Source organism: Janthinobacterium sp. 344, from assembly GCF_900112025.1.
Classification (GTDB): domain Bacteria; phylum Pseudomonadota; class Gammaproteobacteria; order Burkholderiales; family Burkholderiaceae_D; genus Janthinobacterium.
This window is the reverse complement of sequence record NZ_FOKL01000011.1, coordinates 107,099-127,320: the sequence shown is the minus strand read 5'-3', so window position 1 is coordinate 127,320 and position 20,222 is coordinate 107,099. Positions and strand designations below refer to the sequence as shown.

The window sequence follows — 20,222 nt, the reverse complement described above, 5'->3', positions numbered from 1 at the left end:
GTCAAGCGGATCGCCGCGCAGCAGTCCGTTTGCGCTACGATAGGGGTCCATCCACTGCCGCGCGCTTAGTCGCCCTCTCGCCATGCGTTTGCTGATCCTGTCCGACCTGCACCTGGAAGTCTGGGGTAACGACACCCCCGCCATCGACCTTGCCGCCAGCCGTCCCGACGTGGTGATCCTGGCCGGCGACATCGACACGGGCAGCAACGCCATCGCCTGGGCCGCGCGCACGTTTGGCGCCCTGCCCGTGCTGTACGTGCATGGCAATCACGAAGGCTATGGCCACCAGCTGGAGCAGATGCAGGATGCCGTGCGCGACGCCTGTGGCAGCGCCAATGCGCAGGGCGCGAACATCCGCCTGCTCGACGGCGACGCCGTGACGCTCGATGGCGTGCGCTTCCTCGGCGTCACGCTGTGGACGGATTTTTTATTGTTCGGCGCCGGACGCCAGGAAGAAGCGCTGAATGCGGCGCAAGCCTACATGCCCGACTACAAGCGCATCAGCACGGGCGGCGACGCGCCGCGCCTGCTGTGCGCGGCCGACACGGCGCGGCTGCACGGGCGGCACAAGGCCTGGCTGTCGGCCCAGCTGGCCGAGCCCTTCGCTGGCAAGACGGTGGTCATCACGCACATGGCGCCATCGATGCTGTCGGTGGAAGAGCAGTATGCGGACAACCTCGGTTCGCCCGCGTTTGCCTCGCAGCTGGACGCGCTGGTGGCGCAGGCCGACCTGTGGGTGCATGGCCACATGCACGCCTCGCTCGACTACTCGCTAGGCAAGTGCCGCGTGGTCTGCAATCCCTGCGGCTACAAGCGCCCCGATGGCACGCCGGAAAATGAACGTTTTCATTCCGGCTTTATCGTCGACCTGGCCACCATGGCTTGACGTTTTCCGTAACGCAGCTGTACCACGCCGCTGGGCAGCTGGCGCGTGCCCTCCAGGCGCCAGTCGCTGCGCGGCAAGCCATCCTCGAACAGGCGCACGCCCTTGCCCAGCACCACGGGCAATACGGACAAGGTCAGGCTGTCGATGGCGCCCTCGCGCAAGCCCGCGCGGATCACGGCGCCGCCATCGAGATATACGTGGCGGCAGCCTTCGGCGGCCAGCGCCGCCAGCACCTTCCCGATGCTCCCCTCGCGGCGCTGCTCCCCGTGGCGCGGCGTGAAGTCGCGGTGGCTCAAGACCACCACGCGCTTGCCCGCATACGGCCACGGCTCGAAACCCAGCACGGCATCGTAGGTGCTGCGGCCGATCAGCAGGGTATCGACCTGCGCCATCAAGGCCGCGTAGCCGGTGGCCTCGGGCGAGTCGGGCGCCAGCTCGGCCAGCCAGGACAGGTCGCCATTTTCTCCCGCGATGCAGCCATCGATGCTGGTACCGAGAAAGACGCTGACAAAAGTTTTTCGCATGGGTGTGCTCCTTGATTTAATTCTACAGTGTAGAATTATGCCCATGAAAACCGCAAAACTTCAAGCCATCGAACCTGGCATGCGCCGCGCAGGGCGTCCGCGCCGCGCCGCACCCGCGCTGGACAGCGCCACTATCCTGCAGGCGGCATTGCCCCTGCTGGAAGAGCAAGGCGAGGCGTTCTCCATGCGCGCGCTGGCGCAGCGCCTGGGCGTCGATGCCATGGCCGTGTACCACTATTACGCGGGAAAAGAAGAGTTATTGCTGGCCTTGATGGCGCAGCGTTTTGCCGCGCTCGATCCGCGCCAGCCGCCGTTTACGCAACGCCAGGGACCGCAGCGCCGCCTGCTGGCGCTGTGCGCGCTGTACCTGGAACGGGTCAGCGCCACGCCGTATTTCGTGCGCCTGATGGCGCGCGGCCTGGTGACGCAAGCCGACGTGGCCGAGCGGTTTACGGTGCTGTTCGAGATGGCCGTCGATGGCCTCGGCCTGGATAAAAAAACCCGGCTGCGCGGGCGCGATGCGCTCGTCGACTTCCTGCACGGCTATGCGCTGGCGGGCAGGCCGGCCAGCGAGACGCACTGGCACGCCTCGGTCGGCCTGATCCTGGCCGGGATGCTGGCCAGCGGCCAGGCAGGCGCTTAATTGAACTGCTTGAAATCCGGCTTGCGCTTCTGGAAGAACGCCGTAAACGCTTCCTTCGCCTCGGCGCCGCCCAGCATGGCGCTGAACAGTTTGTTTTCGTCGGCGATGGCCGCCTTCATCGGCTCCATGCGGCTTTGCTTCATCAGGCGCTTGGTGGCGCGGATCGACGCGGCGGGCAATGCCACCAGCTTGGCCGCCTGGCCTTGGGCGAACGTCATCAGGTCGTACAGGGGCACGACCTTCGACACCAGGCCCATGTCCAGCGCTTCCTGCGCCGGGAAGGACTCGCCCAGCATCAGCTTTTCCGCCGCGCGCGGGTAGCCGGCCAGTTGCGTGAGCAGCAGGCTGGAACCGAATTCCGGGCACAGGCCCAGCTGCGTGAACGGCATCGAGAAGCTGGCGTTGTCGGCCGCATACACGAGGTCGCAGTGCATCAGCAAGGTCGTGCCGATGCCGATGGCGGGACCGGAGACGGCCGCCACCACGGGCTTGCTGCTGCCGTACAGGGCGCGCATGAACTGGAATACGGGACGGTCATGGTCGAGCGAACCGTCGCTTGGCCGCGCCGTCTTCATGAAATCATCGAGGTCGTTGCCGGCCGTGAAAATTTCGCGCTTGCCGCAGATCAGGATGGCGCGCACGGCATCGTCCGTCTCGGCCGCCACCAGCGCGTCGGCCAGGGTCTGGTACATGGCGCCCGTGATCGCATTCTTGCGTTCCAGGCGGTTGAATTCCAGGGTCAGGATGCCCTCGCTCGTGCTGCACAAAATATCCATGTCGTCTCCAAAAGATAAAGGGCGCCGAGGTATCCCCAGCGCCCAAGTTTTGACTAATCTAATCTGACGTCACGACGCCTGGCAGAAGCGTAGCGAGCGGCAGCGAGTTGTGGCCGAGACGCGCAGCTGTGCAAACGCACAGTGAGCATCGCAGGCCGCGAATCGCAACGCGCAGTAGCTTATGCCAGGTGTCATCAGACGCGTTCGAAGATGCCTGCGGCGCCCATGCCGGCGCCCACGCACATCGTCACCATGCCGTACTTCTGCTTGGTGCGCTGCAGCGCGTGGATCACGGTGGCGGCGCGGATGGCGCCGGTGGCGCCCAGCGGGTGGCCCAGGGCGATCGCGCCGCCCATCGGGTTCACCTTCGCTGGGTCCAGGCCCAGGTCGCCGATCACGGCCAAGGCTTGCGCGGCAAACGCCTCGTTCAGCTCGATCCAGTCCAGCTGGTCTTGCGTGATGCCGGCCGCGGCGCACGCTGCCGGAATGGCGAATTTCGGACCGATGCCCATGATTTCCGGCGGCACGCCGCGCACGGCGAACGAGGAGAATTTCGCCAGCGGGGTCAGGTTGTGCTCGCGCAGGATTTTTTCGCTGACGATCAAGAGCGCGCCGGCGCCGTCGGACATCTGCGAGCTGTTGGCGGCCGTGACGGTACCCTTGGCGGCGAAGACCGGCTTCAGCTTGGCCAGCGACTCCATCGACGAATCGGCGCGCGCGCCTTCGTCCGTGTCGACGGTGCGGCGGCTCACGTCCACCTGGCCGGTGGCCAGGTTCGGCGTGCGCGTGATGATTTCCACTGGCGTCGTTTCGGCCTTGAAGAAGCCGGCTTGCTGCGCGGCGATAGCGCGGCGGTGCGATTCGACGGAGAACGCGTCCTGCTGTTCGCGCGACACTTTCCATTGCTGCGCCACTTTCTCGGCCGTCAGGCCCATGCCGTAGGCCATGCCGATGTTCTCGTCGCTGAACATGTCCAGGTTCATCGATGGATGGTGGCCCATCATCGGCACCATCGACATCGATTCAATGCCGCCGGCGATCATCACGTCGGCTTCGCCCACGCGGATGCGGTCGGCCGCCATGGCGATGGCCGTGATGCCCGAGGCGCAGTAGCGGTTGACGGTGACGCCGCCCACGGTTTTCGGCAAGCCGGCCAGCAGCACCGAGTTACGCGCGATGTTGAAGCCCTGCTCCGCTTCCGGGAACGAGCAGCCGATGATGGCGTCGGTGATCAAGGCAGGATCGAGGCCAGGCGCTTGCGCCAGTGCCGATTGCAGCACGCGCACCAGCAGGTCGTCCGGGCGGGTGTTCTTGAACATGCCGCGCGGCGCCTTGCCGATCGGGGTGCGGGTTGCAGAGACGATGTACGCGTCTTGAAGTTGTTTGCTCATTTTGTTCTTTCAAAGATGTTGAACGAGGTTCGTGTTCTGTCGAATGTCCGGGGTGGCTCAGGTAATCTCTTATCGCTTCTGCGACAGATACCAGTCCACCGTCACCTGTGCCGCCAGCGTGCCTTCGGCATCGAAAATATCGACTGCCACTGGAAACGCCACCTTGCCATCCTGCGCCAGCTGCGCCTTCAAGGCCGCCAAGTCGCCCGGTACCCGGCCTTCGGCGCGCGTCGCGCCCCGGGCCACCTTCTGGTACTGAATGCGCGACTCCTTGGCCACCGGGCGCAAGCCCAATATCAGCTCGGCGAAGCCGCCAGCCATGGCCGCGCCGGAAGCCGTTTCGGCCAGGGTAAACAAGGCGCCCGCATGCTGCGTGCCCAGGTGATTATGCAGTTTGGGATCGTCCGGCAGCGACACCTTGGAGGTGCCGGCGCCGATCTCGTCGATGCTGATCCCCAGCAGCCGCACGAAGGGCAAGGTGTCCATCATCTGTTGTTTGATACGGTCATACACCATGCTTGGCCTCACGCGCAGCAGTACTGTAAATACGAGGGACAGGATCGTCATCGACGCTGTGCTTAGTTGCGGACCGGCTTACCGGTCTGCATCATGCCCATGATCCGTTCCTGGGTTTTCGGATGGTTCAACAGCTCCAGGAATGCCTTGCGTTCCATATCCAGCAGCCACTGCTCGCTGACGAAACTGCCCTGGTCCACGTCGCCGCCCGATACGATCTCGGCGATCATCTCTCCCAGCTTGAAATCGTGCGCCGAAATGAAGCCGCCGTCGCGCATGTTGACCAGCTGCGCCTTGATGGTGCCCCAGCCGTAACGGCCCGTGACCTGGATCAGCGAAGGCAGTTGCGGGCGGAAGCCCGCGTCGAACATGGCGCGCGCTTCGACCTTGGCCACGTGCAGCAGCTCGTAGGCGTTGAACACGATCACGTCGTCTTCCTTCAGGTAGCCCATCTTCTTCGCTTCCAGCGCCGATTTCGACACGTTGGCGGTGGCCGCATTGGTGAAGCCCGTCTTCAGGAATTGCAGGATATCGTTACCCTTGGCTTCCTTGTAGGCGCGCTGCGCCGCTTCCTTCAAGCCGCCGCCGGCAGGAATCAGGCCCACGCCCACTTCCACCAGGCCGATGTAGGACTCGATCGAGGCCACGCGCTTCGATGCATGCAGCGCCAGTTCGCAGCCGCCGCCCAGCGCCAGGCCCGCCACCGCGGCGATCACCGGCACGTTCGCGTATTTCAGCGACATGAAGGTGTTCTGCAGTTCGGCGATGATCGGATCGACGGCTTTCACGCCGCCTTGCATGAAGGCCGGCAGGGCCGATTGCAGGTCGGCGCCGGCCGAGAAGGCACCGCCTTCGGCTGCGTCGGCGTGCCAGATCACCAGGCCCTTGAAATTCTTCTCCGCTTCGGCCAGGGCCAGTTTCAGGCCGTTGATCACGCCTTCGCCGATCACGTGCATCTTGGTCTTGAACGAGATGATCAGGACGTCGTCGCCCGTATGCCAGACGCGCACGGATTCGTCTTCGAAGACGGTGGTGCCGGCGGTCTTGGGGTCGGCAGCGCCGCTGCCCAAGTTGGTGCCAAAAACGGGCGCGCGGAATGGCTGGCGGTCATAGACGGACAGGGTCGAACGGGGCACGAAGCTGTTCGACACGGCGGAATACGAACCTTCCGGCGTGTGCACGCCGCCCTTCTCGGCGACCGGACCTTCGAAGACCCAGGCTGGCAGCGGCGCGTTGCACAGCGCATGGCCGGCGTCGATGTCTTCCTTGACCCAGTTGGCCACTTGCAGCCAGTTCGATGCCTGCCACGTTTCAAACGGGCCCACGTTCCAGCCGAAGCCCCAGCGCATGGCGAAGTCGATGTCGCGCGCATTGTCGGCCACGGTGTCCAAATGGATGGCGATGTAGTGGAAAGCGTCGCGGAAGATCGCCCACAGGAACTGGCCTTGCGGGTTCGTCGATTCGCGCAGCGCCTTCATCTTCTTGACCGGATCCTTTTCCTTCAGGATGCGGGCGATGATGTCGGCCGCCTTGGCGCCGCCGGCCACGTATTCACCGGTGGCGAAATCGAGGCGCTGGATTTCCTTGCCGACCTTCTTGTAGAAGCCCGCGCCGCTCTTCTGGCCCAGCGCGCCCTTTTCCACCAGCTTGGCCAGCACTTCCGGCGTCTTGTAGACGGCGGCGAACGGATCGTTCGGCAGGTAGTCCTGCATGGTCTTGATCACATGGCCCATGGTGTCCAGGCCGACCACGTCCGCCGTGCGGAAGGTGCCCGACTTGGCGCGGCCCAGCTTGGAGCCCGTCAGGTCATCGACGACGTCCACGGACAGGCCGAATTTTTCCGCTTCATGCACGATGGCCAGGATGCCGAACACGCCCACGCGGTTGGCGATGAAGTTCGGCGTATCCTTGGCGCGCACGACGCCCTTGCCCAGGGTGGTGGTCAGGAAGCCTTCCAGCTGGTCGGCAATCTCGGGCTTGGTGAACGCGGTCGGGATGATCTCGACCAGGTGCATATAGCGCGGCGGGTTGAAGAAATGCACGCCGCAATAGCGCGACTTCAGGTCGGCGTCGAAACCGTCGGCCAGCTTGGTGATCGACAGGCCCGAGGTGTTCGAGGCGAAGATCGCGTTCGGGCCGATGTGCGGGGCCACCTTCTGGTACAGGTCGTGTTTCCAGTCCATGCGCTCGGCGATGGCTTCGATGATCAGGTCGCAACCGGCCAGCAGGTCCAGGTTGTCTTCGTAGTTGGCCACCTGGATCAGCGCGGCGTCATCCTTGTTGCCCAGCGGCGCAGGCGACAGCTTTTTCAGGTTCTCGATGGCGCGCAGCACGATGCCATTCTTTGGTCCTTCCTTGGCCGGCAGGTCGAACAGCACGACCGGCACTTTCGCGTTGATGCAATGGGCGGCGATCTGCGCGCCCATCACGCCGGCGCCGAGGACGGCTACTTTTTTAACGATGAAATTGGTCATATTTTCCTCAAGTCTTAGAACAGGTCTGCGTCGAGTGCCATCAGGTTGGCCGAACCGGAGCGCGCCTGACGGATCAGGGTTGCCGTTTCAGGCTGCAAGCGGGCGAAGTAGAAACGTGCGGTAGCCAGTTTGGCGGTGTAGAACGTGTCGCCGCTGGACTCTTTTTCGAGGGCGATCTTGGCCATCTGCGCGAACAGGTAGCTGTAGATCATGTGGCCGACGACGCGCAGGTAAGGCACGCAGGCCGCGCCCACTTCGTCAGGATTCTGGAAGGCCTTCATGCCGATTTCCATGGTCAGCTTGGTGACTTTGTCGCCCAAATCGCCCAGTGGGGTGACGAATTCGCTCATCGCTTCATCGGTGCCGTTGTCTTCGACGAAAGCCTTGATCTTTTCGCCGAACTTGCGCAGCTTGGCGCCGTTGTCGCCCAGGATCTTGCGGCCCAGCAGGTCCAGCGACTGGATCGTGTTCGTGCCTTCGTAGATCATGTTGATGCGCGCGTCGCGCACATACTGCTCCATGCCCCATTCGGAGATGTAGCCGTGGCCGCCGAACACTTGCATCGCGTCCGAGGTGGCGATCCAGGCGTTATCGGTAATAAAAGCCTTGATGACGGGCGTCAGCAGCGCCACTTCGTCGGCCGCTTCCTTGCGCACGTCGGCGTCCGGGTGGTGCAGTTCGCGGTCGATCTGCAGCGCCACGTACGAGGTGAAGGCGCGCGCGCCTTCGGCGTAGGCTTTGCCCGTCAACAGCATGCGGCGCACGTCAGGGTGCACGATGATGCGGTCGGCCGGCAGTTCCGGGTTCTTGATGCCGGACAGCGAACGCATTTGCGTGCGGTCCTTGGCGTAGATCAGCGCGTTCTGGTAGGCGATTTCCGTCAGGCCCAGCGACTGCATGCCCACGCCCAGGCGGGCCGCGTTCATGAAGACGAACATGGCGTTGAGGCCCTTGTTCGGCTGGCCGATGATCCAGCCCTTGGCGCCGTCCAGGTTCATCTGGCAGGTCGAGTTGCCGTGGATGCCCATTTTTTCTTCGATGGCGCCGCAGGTGATCGGGTTGCGCTCGCCTGGCGTCCCATCGGCGTTCGGCAGGAATTTCGGCACCAGGAACAGCGAGATGCCCTTCGAGCCTTCCGGCGCGTCCGGCACGCGGGCCAGCACCAGGTGCAGGATGTTTTCCGCCATGTCGTGCTCGCCGGCCGAGATGAAGATCTTGTTGCCGGTGATGGTCCAGGAACCGTCCGCCTCAGGCAGCGCTTTCGAGCGCAGCAGGCCCAGGTCGGTGCCGCAGTGCGGTTCGGTCAGGCACATGGTGCCCGTCCATTCGCCCGACACCAGCTTCGGCAGGTAGACTTCCTTCTGATGGTCGGTGCCGTGTTCCTTCAGGCACTCGTAGGCGCCGTGCGACAGGCCAGGGTACATGGACCAGGCCTGGTTCGACGAGTTCAGCATTTCATAGAACGAATTGTTCAGCACGACAGGCAAGCCCTGGCCGCCGTATTGCGGATCGCAGGCCAAGGCCGCCCAGCCGCCTTCGACGTACTGCTTGTAGGCTTCCTTGAAACCTTTCGGCGTGGTCACATTTTTCGTGACAGGGTCGTGGTGGCAGCCTTCGCGGTCGCCGGAGTGGTTCAGCGGGAACAGCACTTCGGAAGTGAATTTGCCGCCCTCTTCCAGCACCTGGTTGATGATGTCGGCGTCGACGTCGGCGTACGACGGCATTTGCTTCAGTTCTTCTTCCACTTGCAGGAACTCATGCAGGACGAATTGCATATCCCGGATTGGCGCGACGTATTGACCCATAATTTTCTCCTGAAGGCGTTTAGCTAAAGTGTTTTACTTGTGAACTGCTTGTTCGTTGCTGCGGATAATTCCTGGACTGCTTATTCCTTGCTGACTGCGGCCGGATTCTGGTACGACGCCAGCAGGCGCACAAAGCCCGCCTGCGCCCGTTCGATGCTGCCCGGCACGCGCAGGAAGCGCGCATCGTGATGCAGGGCCAGGATCAGGCCATACATCTCGTACACCAGCTGCTGGGCGTCCGTGTCCGCTTTCAGGTCGCCCGTGGCGATCGATTGCTCGACACAGCGCAGCAGCGCGCCCTGCCAGGCCCGCACCATGGCCACCAGGGCCTCACGGATGGGGCCCGGACGGTCGTCGTATTCGACGGCGCCGCTGATATAGATGCAGCCGGAAGCGATTTCCACGCTGACCCGCTTGACCCAGCGCGCAAACATCGATTGCAGGCGGGCGATGCCGCGTGGCTCCTTCATGCTGGGGAAAAAGACTTCTTGCTCAAAACGATAGTGGTAGAGCTTGAGCACTTCCATCTGCAAGTCCTCGCGCGAGCCGAAGTGGGCAAACACGCCCGACTTGCTCATGTTCATTTTGTCCGCAAGCAGCCCAATGGTCAGGCCTTCCAGGCCGTCGCGGCTGGACAGGTCCAGCGCCACGTCGAGGATGGCTGCACGGGTCAGTTCGCCCTTGCGCATGAATTTGACTGAAGTATTCAAGAGGTCCGTTCTCAAAGTGATGTTGCCGATCTGGCGGACTGAAGCGAGGGGTAAAAAAAGCACGCCTCGAAAAAATCCGAACGCTCGTACTATTATCCACTACCACGTAAAAGTCAAACGGGAACTTTAGAGCCGGTGTTCTATTGGTGCAGCGCAGCATTCTTTGGCTGCGTGTTTGTGTCGATTTCTGAAGAGCAAAGGCGTCGTGCGCCCTTGCCTTACAGCAATAGGCCTACCTCAGTCGAGGCCGCCTGCCTTGCTCAATTGACGGCGGTCGCGCTTGGTCGGCCGCCCCTTGATGGTGCTGCCCGGCTCGCGGAACAGCTTGCGCTCCTCGGCCAGCTGTTCGCGGCGGGCGATGCTGGCCGGCGTTTCCGCATACAGCAGGCGCGCCACCGGCGCCGCGCCGCGCTTGTCGGACAAGCCCAGCACGGCCACTTCCCACGTCTCCGCGCCATTGTCGATGGCCAGTTCGTCGCCCACGCGCAGGCTGCGCGCCGGCTTGACGCGCTCGCCGCCCACTTTGACCTTGCCCGTGTCGACGGCTTCGCTGGCCAGCGAGCGCGTCTTGAAGAAGCGCGCCGCCCACAGCCATTTGTCCAGCCGGACCGTTGTCATCTCGTTCATGCGTACTTGCCTACTGAAAAAATGCGCATCACCAGCCGGTACACGAGGAAGGCGGCTTCGTAGCCGATGCGCCGGAAACGGCCGATGTGCTTGAAATCATCCTGGTGAATGACGATGCCGTCGGCCACGCCCTGCTCGATGTGCTGGCGCAGGCTTTGCGCGAAGGCCACGTCCTTGATCACCACGTTCGCTTCCTGGTTCAGGAACAGGCTCAGCGCATCGATATTGCTCGACCCCACCGTCGCCCAGTCATCATCGACGACAGCCACCTTGGCGTGCAGCTGCGTCTTGCGGTATTCGACGATTTTCACGCCAGCGGCCAGCAGTTTCGGGTAAAACGAGTGCGCCACGGCATCCTGCATGCGGAATTCGCCCACGCCGATCAGCAAGACCACGTCGACGCCCCGCTGGGCCGCCTGGGCCAGGGCGCGGCGCAGCTTGTGCCCGGGCGCGAAATACGGATTGGCCAGCATCACGCTTTTCCGCGCCTGGCCCAGCGCCTGCAGGTAGGCGCGCTGGATGGTGCGGCGGTTGCGCAGGTTGTCGCGCACGACAAAACCGGCCACCACGGGGTTCTTTGCCAGCTCCTTGCTGACGACGCGCATCTTGCGGTACAGCTTGATACGCCGCACCAGATTCATCTTGCCCAGGCGCGCCCACTGCGCCTGCACCTCTTCGTGGATGGCGTCCACCAGCGGGCCCTTCACCTGCACGGCGAAATCCCAGCGCGGCGCTTCCAGGCTGATGTTGTGGTCGTAGTCGCAAAACATGTCGTCATTGATGTTGATGCCGCCCACCAGGGCGATCTCGCCATCGGCCACACAGATCTTGCGGTGCGTGCGCGTGATGCCGCGCCGGAACCAGGGATTGAAGATGCGGTGATGCACGCCGGCCGCTTCCAGCTGCGCATGCATGGCGTTGACGCGGCGGTTGCCCGTGCCGAACCAGTCCGTGATCATGCACACGAGCACGCCGCGCGCGGCCGCCCGCTTCAGGGCGTCGAGCACCAGGGTGCCCGTGGCGTCGTCGGCAAAGATATACGTCTCGAAATACACTTCCGAGCGCGCGCCGTCGATGGCCGCAATCAGGGCAGGAAAGTAATCGGTGCCGCAATACAGCAGCTGGATGTCGTTGTGGGCGATAAAATTGACGGTGCGCATGCCGGCAGTCTACGCGAGTTTCAAAGCAGCAACTATCGGCGCGTGGTCCGACAGTTTCGCCCACAGGGTGCCATGCATCACTTGCGCGCCTTCCACGTGGAAACCGCGCACATAGATGCGGTCCAGGCGGAACCACGGCAAGGCGGCGGGAAAGGTGCGCGCCGGCACGGGTGTCGGCGTTTTCGTCTCGCGCCGCGCCAGGGTGCGCACGAGGTCGCCCAGGGCCGAGTTCGACGCGCGCTGGTCGAACACTTCCACCACGCCGAGCGCATTGCGCAGCTTGTCGCTGAGCGTGTTGCGCCAGTCGTTGAAGTCGCCCGCGATGATGACGGGTTCGCCGTTCGGCGCCGATTCCATCACGGCATCGATCAGCGCCTGCGTCTGGCGTCCCCGCCCCGATTCGAACAGGCCCAGATGGACAACGTAGCAATGCACGTCGGCCTGCGGCGTCTTGAGCACGCAATGCAGGATGCCGCGCTGCTCATAGGCATGGTCGGACACGTCGTGGTTGGTTTGCGAGGCGATGGGAAACTTGCTGAGCAAGGCATTGCCATGGTGGCCATGGTCATACACGGCATTCATGCCATAGGCGGAATGGTGTTCGGCGCCGGCAAAGAATTCATGCTGCGACGCCTCCGGCCAATGCTTGTGGCCGTTTTTCTCGGCGCCATAGCGGGCCGCATTGCGGTCGTGCTTGCCCTGCACCTCTTGCAAAAAAACAACATCAGCATGGAAGAGAGCGATCGCCTGCTTCAATGCATGGACCCTGGGCAGGCCCCGCACGGAGGAGACGCCCTTGTGTATATTATAAGTTGCTACGCGGATTTTCATGCATTGATTCTACTCCCAGACGGCCCCCGCGCGGCGCCAGCGTAGGTGCGCGTGCGCACCTAATCGTGACAATTGCGCAGGCGGCCAGCGCAATCAGGCCAGCATGCGGCCCACGCCCGCCGTCACGCTGACGATCAGGGCCGTGATGCCGGCCGCCCAGACGATCTTGACCAGCAACGGCGCGCCGCGCCAGGCCACCGTGCGCTTGCCCGGGGCAAACGCGCCCGGATGCAGCAGCCAGCCGATGGCCATCAGCGGCATGCCGATGGGCGGCGTGCGGCCGGGCACGGTGGAGCTAAACAGCAGGAAAATAAAGCACAGGCAGAAAACGATGCCCAGGGTGCCCAGCAGTTTTTGCTGCGTGGTCAAATGTAACCAGTTCAACATGGAAGGCTTTCTTATCAGTGATCAAGCAGGACGCGCCAGGCCTGTCATGGCCGGCAATTGCAACACGGCTTCCGCGTTGGAAGAGGAAAAACACTGGTCGGCCGCCGCCAGGTACGGCAGCCACGCGTATTGCAGGTGTTCGCGCGGACTCAGGGTGATGGCGATGTCGCGCGGTACTTGCACGCTGAACACATGTTCCGTGTTGCGCGTCACGCCGGGCGCATAGCGGTGGCGCCAGATGGGGTAGATCTCGTACTCGTTCGCCAGCTTCCAGTCGCGCAGCACGATGCGTTCGCCATCGGCGACGATGCCGGTTTCCTCGCACAGTTCGCGCGCGGCCGCCTGCAGCAGCGGCTCGTCGACGGCGTCGACGGAACCGGTCACCGATTGCCAGAAGCCGGGCTGGCCCGCGCGCTCGATCAGCAAAACCTGAAGGTCAGCCGTATGAATGACGACCAGCACGGAAACGGGGATTTTATGAGTCATATCAACAATGAAAAAGGCGCCACGACAGCGCCTTTTTTTGCATAGTGGATCAAACAGCGGCCACCGGGGCAGCCGCATGCTTTATTACACTACTTTAGGCTCGGCGCTGCGCAAACGGATGTGCAGTTCGCGCAGTTGCTTCTCGTCCACTTCCGACGGCGCATGGGTCAGCAAATCTTGCGCGCGCTGGGTTTTCGGGAAGGCGATCACGTCGCGGATCGATTCGGAACCCGTCATCATGGTCACGATACGGTCCAGACCGAATGCCAGGCCGCCATGCGGCGGCGCGCCGTATTGCAGGGCGTCGAGCAGGAAGCCGAACTTCAGCTGCGCTTCTTCCGCATCGATCTTCAATGCGCGGAAGACCTTGCTTTGCACTTCTTCGCGGTGGATACGGATCGAACCGCCGCCCAGTTCCCAGCCGTTCAGGACCATGTCGTAGGCCTTGGCGATGCAGGCGCCCGGATTGGTTTCCAGCATGTCTTCATGGCCGTCTTTCGGTGCCGTGAAGGGATGGTGGGTCGCCGTCCAGCGGTCCGCTTCTTCGTCGTGTTCGAACATCGGGAAGTCGACCACCCACAATGGCTTCCACACGTCGTCGAACAGGCCGGCTTTCTTGCCGAATTCGCTGTGGCCGATCTTCACGCGCAGCGCGCCGATGGCGTCGTTGACCACTTTCGCCTTGTCGGCGCCGAAGAAGATCAGGTCGCCGTCTTGCGCGCCCGTCTGCTCGAGGATCGTGGCCAGCACGTCGGCAGGCAGGAATTTGACGATCGGCGACTGCAAGCCGTCAGGGCCCTTGGCTTTCTCGTTGACTTTGATGTAGGCCAGGCCCTTGGCGCCGTAAATGGCGACGAACTGGGTGTAGGCGTCGATTTCCGAGCGTGGCATGCTGCCGCCGCCTGGAATACGCAAGGCCACCACGCGGCCGTTCGGCATGTTGGCGGCGCCGTTGAAGACCTTGAACTCGACCGACTTCATGACTTCGGTCAGGTCCGTGAAGGCCAGCTTGACGCGCATGTCCGGCTTGTCGGAACCGTACAGGCCCATCGCTTCGGCGAAGTCCATGACGGGGAACGGGTTCGGCAGGTCGATGTTCAGGGTGTTCTTGAAGACGACGCGGATCATGTCTTCAAACAGGTCGCGGATTTCCTGTTCCGTCAGGAACGAGGTTTCGCAGTCGATCTGCGTGAATTCCGGCTGGCGGTCGGCGCGCAAGTCTTCGTCGCGGAAGCACTTGGTGATCTGGTAGTAACGGTCGAAGTTAGCGACCATCAACAGTTGCTTGAACAGCTGTGGCGATTGCGGCAAGGCAAAGAAGCTGCCCGCGTTGACGCGCGATGGCACCAGGTAATCGCGCGCGCCTTCCGGCGTCGACTTGGTCAGCATCGGCGTTTCGATGTCGATGAAGCCCAGGTTGTCGAGGTACTTGCGCACTTCCATCGTTACCTTGTAGCGCAGGCGCAGGTTGTTCTGCATTTGCGGGCGGCGCAGGTCCAGCACGCGGTGCGTCAGACGCGTCGTTTCCGACAGGTTGTCGTCGTCCAGCTGGAACGGCACGGGTACGGAAGGGTTCAGCACTTCCAGTTCCGCGCAGACCACTTCGATCTTGCCCGACTTCAGGTTGTTGTTGATGGTGCCGTCGATACGGCTGGTCACGACGCCCGTCACGCGCAGGCAGAATTCGTTGCGCACGGCTTCGGCGACCTTGAACATCTCCGCCTGTTCCGGGTTGCAGACGATTTGCACGAGGCCTTCACGGTCGCGCAAGTCGATGAAAATCAGGCTGCCGTGGTCGCGGCGGCGGTGTACCCAGCCGCACAGGCTGACGGTTTGTCCCAGCATGGCTTCGGTGACGAGGCCGCAATATTCAGTACGCATAGACATAAAATTCTCAGTTCAGGTTAGTGAGTGTTCAATCCGGCCGCGTCCCCGCGGGACGCCTGCCTTTATTCTTTGGCTGCCGGTACCGGGACCGGGGCTGGTACAGCGACAACTTCCGCAGGCGCCACCACGCCCATCGAGACGATGTACTTGAGCGCCGCATCGACGCTCATGTCCAGCTCGACCACATCGCTGCGCTTCATCATCAGGAAGAAGCCCGATGTCGGATTCGGCGTCGTCGGCACGTACACGCTGACGTAATCGCCCACCAGGTGGTTCGCCGCATCGCCGCCCGGCACGCCGGTCAGGAAAGCGATGGTCCAGGAGTTCTGGTGCGGATACGGCACCAGCACGGCCTTGCGGAAAGCATTGCCCGACGAGGAAAACAAGGTATCCGACACTTGCTTGACGCTCGAATACAGGGAATTGACGATGGGTATGCGATGCAGCAACTTTTCCCACAGTTTCACCACGTAATTGCCGACCAGGTTATTCGTCAACAATCCCGTCAGGAAGACGATGAGTATCGTCAGTATCGTGCCCAGGCCGGGAATGTCAAAGCCGAACAGCGAGTTCGGGCGGAAACGTTCCGGCACCAGCAGCAGCGACTGGTCCAAGGTGCCGATCACCAGATTCAGTACCCAGACGGTGATGGCCAGCGGGACTAGAATCAGCAATCCGGTTATAAAGTATTTACGCATCAGTTTCTCGGTGGGAGTGGATCGGCGCGGCGCGCGTGTCAGTCCGCTTTCGGCGCAGCGGCGGCAGGCGCGGGCGTAGCAGCCGCGGCAGGTGCGGCAGGTGCGCTCTCGGCAGCGACAGCTGGCTTGGCGTTATCGGCCGGCCCCGTCGGAATGGCCGTGGTGGGCGCCGTGCCGCCGCGGAAATCGGTCGCGTACCAGCCGGTGCCCTTCAATTGGAAACCGGCGGCCGTCAATTGCTTCTTGAAACTGGGCTTGCCGCACGACAGGCACACCGTCAGTACTGGATCGGAGATCTTTTGCAAGACATCCTTGGCAAAACCACACTCGTCACAACGGTAAGCGTAAATCGGCATCTCTACTCCGAGAAAATCATCAAAAACCCTGAATTATAAAGCTTTTCCTTTGTTCCCAGCAGAAATCGCCCGGCCGCCGCCCTTCCAGGCTCAGTCCGCCCGGCGGCGCCAGCTCATCCAGCGCTCCCTGCCGGCGAAGACGGCGATGGAATCGTCGACGGCCTCGTCGGCCAGGCAGTCGAAATGCGGCGCCAGCAATTCCAGCAATTGCTCACGCGAAATGCCGAACGGCGGTCCCTTGGCGTTGTCGTCAAAGAAAAAATAACCGGCCAGCATGGCGCCCGGCGCCAGCAGCTGGGCCCAGCGGGCCGCCACTTGCGGCCACATGGCGCGCGGCATGGCGCACAGAAAGGCCCGTTCATAGATCAGGTCCAGGGGCGCAGCGGGCTGCCAGGCAAAGAAATCTGCCTCTTCCACGCGCCCTGCCCGTTCACCCAGCTGGGCCCGCGCCGCGGCCACGGCAGCCGATGAAAAGTCGATGGCCGTGGCATCCCAACCGTGATCGAGCATGAAGACCAGTTCATGGGCGGAGCCACAGCCGGGAATCAGGCAGCGCAAGGGCGCGGGGCTGCCGGCAACAAAACTGCGCAGGCGCGACGGCACGCCGCCCTGGTCCCAGGGCGTGAATTGTTTCTCGAAACGCTCATCCCAGAAGGCGGGCGAGCGTGGATCGCGGGTATGGAAGTCAGCCATCACTTACGTCCTGTTGCAGTTATAGCGGCAATTGATGCCAGCGCATGAATACTTGCAAGCCCAGCGCGCCCAGCGCGAAGGCGCCCACGAAATACACGATAAAGCTCAGCAGGCGATTCGTCTGGCGTTGCTCGGCCAGCAATACTTTCAGCAGTTCCACATCGTTGTCGCGCGGCTCGCCCTGCACCGTCAAGGCCTGGTGCAGCAAGCGCGGCAATTGCGGGAAGATGTGCGCATAGCGGGGCGCCTCGGCGCGCAGGCGCTCCATGAAGCCTTGCGGCCCCACCTGGTTGCTCATCCATTTTTCCAGGTAGGGCTTGGCCGTCAGCCACAAGTCCAGTTCCGGGTCCAGCTGGCGCCCCAGGCCCTCGATATTGAGCAGGGTCTTTTGCAGCAGCACCAATTGCGGCTGCACTTCCACGTTGAAGCGGCGCGAAGTCTGGAACAGGCGCAGTAATACTTGGCCAAAGGAAATATCCTTCAACGGGCGGTCGAAGATTGGCTCGCAGCAGGCGCGCACGGCCGCTTCCAGCTCATCGACGCGCGTGTCCTTCGGCGCCCAGCCCGATTCAATGTGCGCCTCGGCCACGCGCTTGTAGTCGCGGCGGAAGAAGGCGAGGAAGTTTTGCGACAGATAATCCTTGTCGTAGTCGTTCAGGGTGCCGACGATGCCGAAGTCCAGCGCGATGTAGCGGCCGAACGATTCGGGTGCGATGGAGACGAGAATATTCCCCGGATGCATGTCGGCATGGAAAAAGCCATCGCGGAACACTTGCGTGAAGAAAATCTCCACGCCATCGCTGGACAGCTTGCGCAAGTCCACGCCAGCGGCCACCAGGCGGTCGATCTGCGACACGGGAATGCCGACCATGCGCTCCATCACGATGACGCTGCTGGAACAGTAGTCCCAGTACATTTCCGGCACCAGCAGCAGATCCGAATTGGCGAAATTGCGGCGCAGCTGGCTCGCGTTGGCCGCCTCGCGCATCAGGTCCAGCTCGTCGTGCAGGTATTTGTCGAACTCGCCCACGACTTCGCGCGGCTTGAGGCGCTTGCTGTCGGCCCACAGGCGGCTGATCCAGCCGGCGGCGATATGCATCAGCGCCACGTCTTCGTCGATCAGCTTTTTCATGCCAGGACGCAATACCTTCACGGCCACTTCCTTGCCATCTTTCAAGGTCGCAAAATGCACCTGGGCAATCGAGGCGGACGCCACCGGTTCGCGCTCGAAGCGGGCGAACAGCTGGTCCGGGTGCGCCCCCAGCGATTTGGTGATCTGCGCGATGGCCAGGTCGGAATCGAAGGGCGGCACCCTGTCTTGCAGGCGCGCCAGTTCTTCGGCGATATCGGGCGGCATCAGGTCGCGGCGCGTCGACAGCACCTGGCCGAACTTGACGAAGATCGGCCCCAGCTCTTCCAGCGCCAGGCGCAGGCGCAGGCCCCGTGGCGACGACAGGTCGCGCCAGAAAATCAGGGTGTCGATCAGCTTGGCGGTGCGGGGAACTTGCAGACCAGAAATCGCTATCTCATCCAGACCGTACTTGATGGAAACACGGATGATTTTAAACAGGCGCAGGAATTTCAATATCATGTAGACAAATCCGGTGAGGAGGGCAGCGGCTGGAGGGCGGCGGCCGCCTTTTCCAGTCTGGCGAGGCGCTTGGCCAGGCGTTCGACGTCATCGCGCACGCGCGTCACGCCAGCGGAATACTCTTGCAGGGTGGAAGGACGGATCAGCATGGGCTGTTCGTCGAGAAAATATTCGGCCACGTTTTCCGCCAGCTTTTGCTGGCCCGTGCGCACGAAGGCGGCCGCGTCCCTGGCGCCCGCGGCCAGGCGCGTGGCGAGGATGGGGCCCAATACCTTTTCCAGGTCGTGTTCCGCGTCCCAGCGCAAGCCCTTGCTCAATTGCGAAATGGCATTGGCAAACTCCGCATCGCCTTCGATCTTGACGTAGGAAAACGCCCGTTCGCGGTTTTGCAGGATCAGCGGCACATCGGACAATTTGACGCGGATGGTCACGTTGGCCGGCATGTCCGCCGGCGCCGTTTCCAGCATGCCGGCGCTGTCGACGCGCAGGCGCAGGGCCACGGCGCCCGTGTCGATACAGGCCAGCTTACCTGCGTGCAACGCCAACTGCTGGCGCGCCCACGGCTCCTGCGCCAGCAGGTGATTGATGGTCGCAATGACGGGCGTCATCAAGGTGAGATCGGAAAGTGGTGCCATTTATATACCGCGCGTCGCGCGCGCCCCTAAAAAGAAAAAACCGCCCGTAAAACAACGTGGGCGGTTTCGATCTTACCAGTTCAGCAGGAAAACTCCCTCATGCACCACGAATTGACCGTGGGCTTAAGCTGCCATTCAGGAAGTAATTATCATTAACCCAACTGTTGAATGCCTGCCAATACCCAGCCGCTGTTGCCGCTGACGGGTTTCGACATATTCCACACTTCGGCGAACGGCTCGGCCGCGGCACCGGGCGCCGAACGGATCAGGCCCGTAAACTTGACGCTGGCCAGGTAATCGTTGACGTTCGTTTCGATACCGAGCAGTTCGGCATCGATGCTGACGACGTCCGTAAAGTCCGGCTGCGCGCCCCGCTCCTGGATCTGCATGCGCAGTTCCGCATACACTTCCGGCGAGGTGAATTCGCGGATGTCGTTGACGTCCGCCTTGTCCCAGGCCGCTTGCAGGCGAATGAAGTTGCTTTTTGCATGGCGCAGGAAGGCTTCCTTGTCGAAATCGCCTGGCACGCCCCATGGCGCGGCAGCCGGTACCGGGACCGGGACCGGCTTGTCCAGGCCGACGCCGGACGAGACGGGCTGCAGCGGCGGCAGCGGCGGGATGCGCGAGCCGATGTCGGGCACGTTGCCGGCCGGCGCAGGCTGGTTGCCGCCAAAACCGGCGAACGGCGCGTTGCCGGCGCTGTTATCGCCAGCGCGCTTGCCGCGCACCATGCGGTAGATGAAGAAGGCCACACCCGCCAGCAAGGCCACCATCAGCAGGGTGCTGATCATGCTAGCCAGGGCGCCGCCCAGGCCGAAATGCGACAGCAAGGCGCCCAGGCCCAGGCCCAGCAGTGCGCCGCCCAGCAAGCCCTTCCAGCGGCTCGGTGCCTTGGCGGCGGGCGCTGGCGCGGGAGCCGGCGCAGGTTGTGCCTGGCGTGGCGTGGCAGCCGGTGCTGGCGCGGGGGCCGGCGCTGGCGCCTGGCGACCCACGTTTTGCGACTGGCGGCCAAACGAGCGGCCACCGCCCATGGGACGGGCCAAGGCCTCACCCAGCATGGATACCGTGGTCGCGGCCAGCATCATGCCAACCATAAATTTTTTCAATTTCATTCCATCTCCTAAAATCACCGGCGTGGTGAATGAG

Annotated in this window: 21 protein-coding genes; 2 read left to right on the top strand and 19 right to left on the bottom strand. The window is 62.9% G+C overall.

The genetic code is table 11. The annotated features are described in order from the left end of the window. Positions 1-82 precede the first annotated feature (82 nt). Positions 83-886: a metallophosphoesterase gene (locus BM193_RS24435; protein WP_092801841.1), complete on the top strand. Its 804-nt coding sequence runs from the start codon at positions 83-85 to the stop codon at positions 884-886. Here the strand turns inward: BM193_RS24435 and BM193_RS24430 are convergent. Further along, complete coding sequence (locus BM193_RS24430) at positions 847-1,410, bottom strand: dihydrofolate reductase family protein (RefSeq protein WP_092801845.1); 564 nt, start codon at positions 1,408-1,410, stop codon at positions 847-849. The two genes, BM193_RS24435 and BM193_RS24430, sit on opposite strands and share 40 nt — an antisense overlap. 43 nt (positions 1,411-1,453) lie before the next feature. On the opposite strand from BM193_RS24430, the gene BM193_RS24425 reads away from it, so the two are divergent. Further along, entirely contained in the window at positions 1,454-2,053 is a 600-nt protein-coding gene (locus BM193_RS24425) for a TetR/AcrR family transcriptional regulator (RefSeq protein WP_175533405.1), read from the top strand. Here BM193_RS24425 and BM193_RS24420 read toward each other — a convergent pair. The 18 genes from BM193_RS24420 to BM193_RS24335 form a co-directional block, all read right to left on the bottom strand. Continuing rightward, complete coding sequence (locus tag BM193_RS24420) at positions 2,050-2,829, bottom strand: enoyl-CoA hydratase (protein WP_092801848.1); 780 nt, start codon at positions 2,827-2,829, stop codon at positions 2,050-2,052. The genes BM193_RS24425 and BM193_RS24420 overlap by 4 nt on opposite strands. 194 nt (positions 2,830-3,023) lie before the next feature. Further along, positions 3,024-4,220 (bottom strand): acetyl-CoA C-acyltransferase, encoded by a 1,197-nt coding sequence (locus BM193_RS24415; protein WP_086140278.1) that lies wholly within the window; start codon positions 4,218-4,220, stop codon positions 3,024-3,026. A gap of 69 nt (positions 4,221-4,289) precedes the next feature. Beyond that, complete coding sequence (locus BM193_RS24410) at positions 4,290-4,787, bottom strand: PaaI family thioesterase (protein WP_254786400.1); 498 nt, start codon at positions 4,785-4,787, stop codon at positions 4,290-4,292. 11 nt (positions 4,788-4,798) lie between these two features. Next, complete coding sequence (locus BM193_RS24405; RefSeq protein ID WP_092801851.1) at positions 4,799-7,210, bottom strand: 3-hydroxyacyl-CoA dehydrogenase/enoyl-CoA hydratase family protein; 2,412 nt, start codon at positions 7,208-7,210, stop codon at positions 4,799-4,801. Positions 7,211-7,224: 14 nt separating this feature from the next. Beyond that, entirely contained in the window at positions 7,225-9,015 is a 1,791-nt protein-coding gene (locus BM193_RS24400; RefSeq protein ID WP_092801854.1) for an acyl-CoA dehydrogenase C-terminal domain-containing protein, read from the bottom strand. A gap of 80 nt (positions 9,016-9,095) precedes the next feature. Then, positions 9,096-9,704, bottom strand: a complete 609-nt coding sequence (locus BM193_RS24395; RefSeq protein WP_092801857.1) for a TetR/AcrR family transcriptional regulator — start codon at positions 9,702-9,704, stop codon at positions 9,096-9,098. Positions 9,705-9,962: 258 nt separating this feature from the next. Beyond that, positions 9,963-10,352, bottom strand: coding sequence for an RNA-binding S4 domain-containing protein (locus BM193_RS24390; RefSeq protein WP_092801860.1), 390 nt, complete (start codon positions 10,350-10,352; stop codon positions 9,963-9,965). Beyond that, positions 10,349-11,512, bottom strand: a complete 1,164-nt coding sequence (clsB, locus tag BM193_RS24385; RefSeq protein WP_092801863.1) for a cardiolipin synthase ClsB — start codon at positions 11,510-11,512, stop codon at positions 10,349-10,351. The genes BM193_RS24390 and clsB overlap by 4 nt, the downstream gene beginning before the upstream one ends. A 9-nt stretch (positions 11,513-11,521) precedes the next feature. Beyond that, the gene (locus BM193_RS24380; RefSeq protein ID WP_092801866.1) at positions 11,522-12,343 is read right to left on the bottom strand and encodes an endonuclease/exonuclease/phosphatase family protein; all 822 of its coding nucleotides are present in this window, start codon (positions 12,341-12,343) and stop codon (positions 11,522-11,524) included. 93 nt (positions 12,344-12,436) lie between these two features. Then, positions 12,437-12,730, bottom strand: a complete 294-nt coding sequence (locus tag BM193_RS24375; RefSeq protein WP_092801869.1) for a hypothetical protein — start codon at positions 12,728-12,730, stop codon at positions 12,437-12,439. Positions 12,731-12,751: 21 nt separating this feature from the next. After that, positions 12,752-13,216, bottom strand: a complete 465-nt coding sequence (gene nudB / locus BM193_RS24370; protein WP_092801872.1) for a dihydroneopterin triphosphate diphosphatase — start codon at positions 13,214-13,216, stop codon at positions 12,752-12,754. Positions 13,217-13,300: 84 nt separating this feature from the next. Further along, on the bottom strand, positions 13,301-15,097 hold the full coding sequence (aspS, locus tag BM193_RS24365) for an aspartate--tRNA ligase (RefSeq protein ID WP_092801875.1): 1,797 nt from the start codon (positions 15,095-15,097) through the stop codon (positions 13,301-13,303). Positions 15,098-15,165: 68 nt separating this feature from the next. Next, positions 15,166-15,801 (bottom strand): DUF502 domain-containing protein, encoded by a 636-nt coding sequence (locus BM193_RS24360; RefSeq protein ID WP_092801878.1) that lies wholly within the window; start codon positions 15,799-15,801, stop codon positions 15,166-15,168. A 38-nt stretch (positions 15,802-15,839) separates the two neighbouring features. Beyond that, positions 15,840-16,157 carry an FmdB family zinc ribbon protein gene (locus tag BM193_RS24355; RefSeq protein ID WP_092801881.1) on the bottom strand — a complete coding sequence of 106 codons (318 nt, stop codon included), beginning with the start codon at positions 16,155-16,157 and terminating at the stop codon, positions 15,840-15,842. A gap of 90 nt (positions 16,158-16,247) precedes the next feature. After that, positions 16,248-16,850 (bottom strand): methyltransferase, encoded by a 603-nt coding sequence (locus tag BM193_RS24350; RefSeq protein ID WP_092801884.1) that lies wholly within the window; start codon positions 16,848-16,850, stop codon positions 16,248-16,250. Between the two features lie 19 nt (positions 16,851-16,869). After that, entirely contained in the window at positions 16,870-18,441 is a 1,572-nt protein-coding gene (gene ubiB / locus BM193_RS24345; RefSeq protein WP_092801887.1) for a ubiquinone biosynthesis regulatory protein kinase UbiB, read from the bottom strand. After that, on the bottom strand, positions 18,438-19,076 hold the full coding sequence (locus tag BM193_RS24340; protein ID WP_254786399.1) for a ubiquinone biosynthesis accessory factor UbiJ: 639 nt from the start codon (positions 19,074-19,076) through the stop codon (positions 18,438-18,440). The genes ubiB and BM193_RS24340 overlap by 4 nt, the downstream gene beginning before the upstream one ends. A 152-nt stretch (positions 19,077-19,228) precedes the next feature. Beyond that, positions 19,229-20,188, bottom strand: a complete 960-nt coding sequence (locus BM193_RS24335) for a Tim44 domain-containing protein (RefSeq protein ID WP_092801894.1) — start codon at positions 20,186-20,188, stop codon at positions 19,229-19,231. Positions 20,189-20,222: the final 34 nt, after the last annotated feature.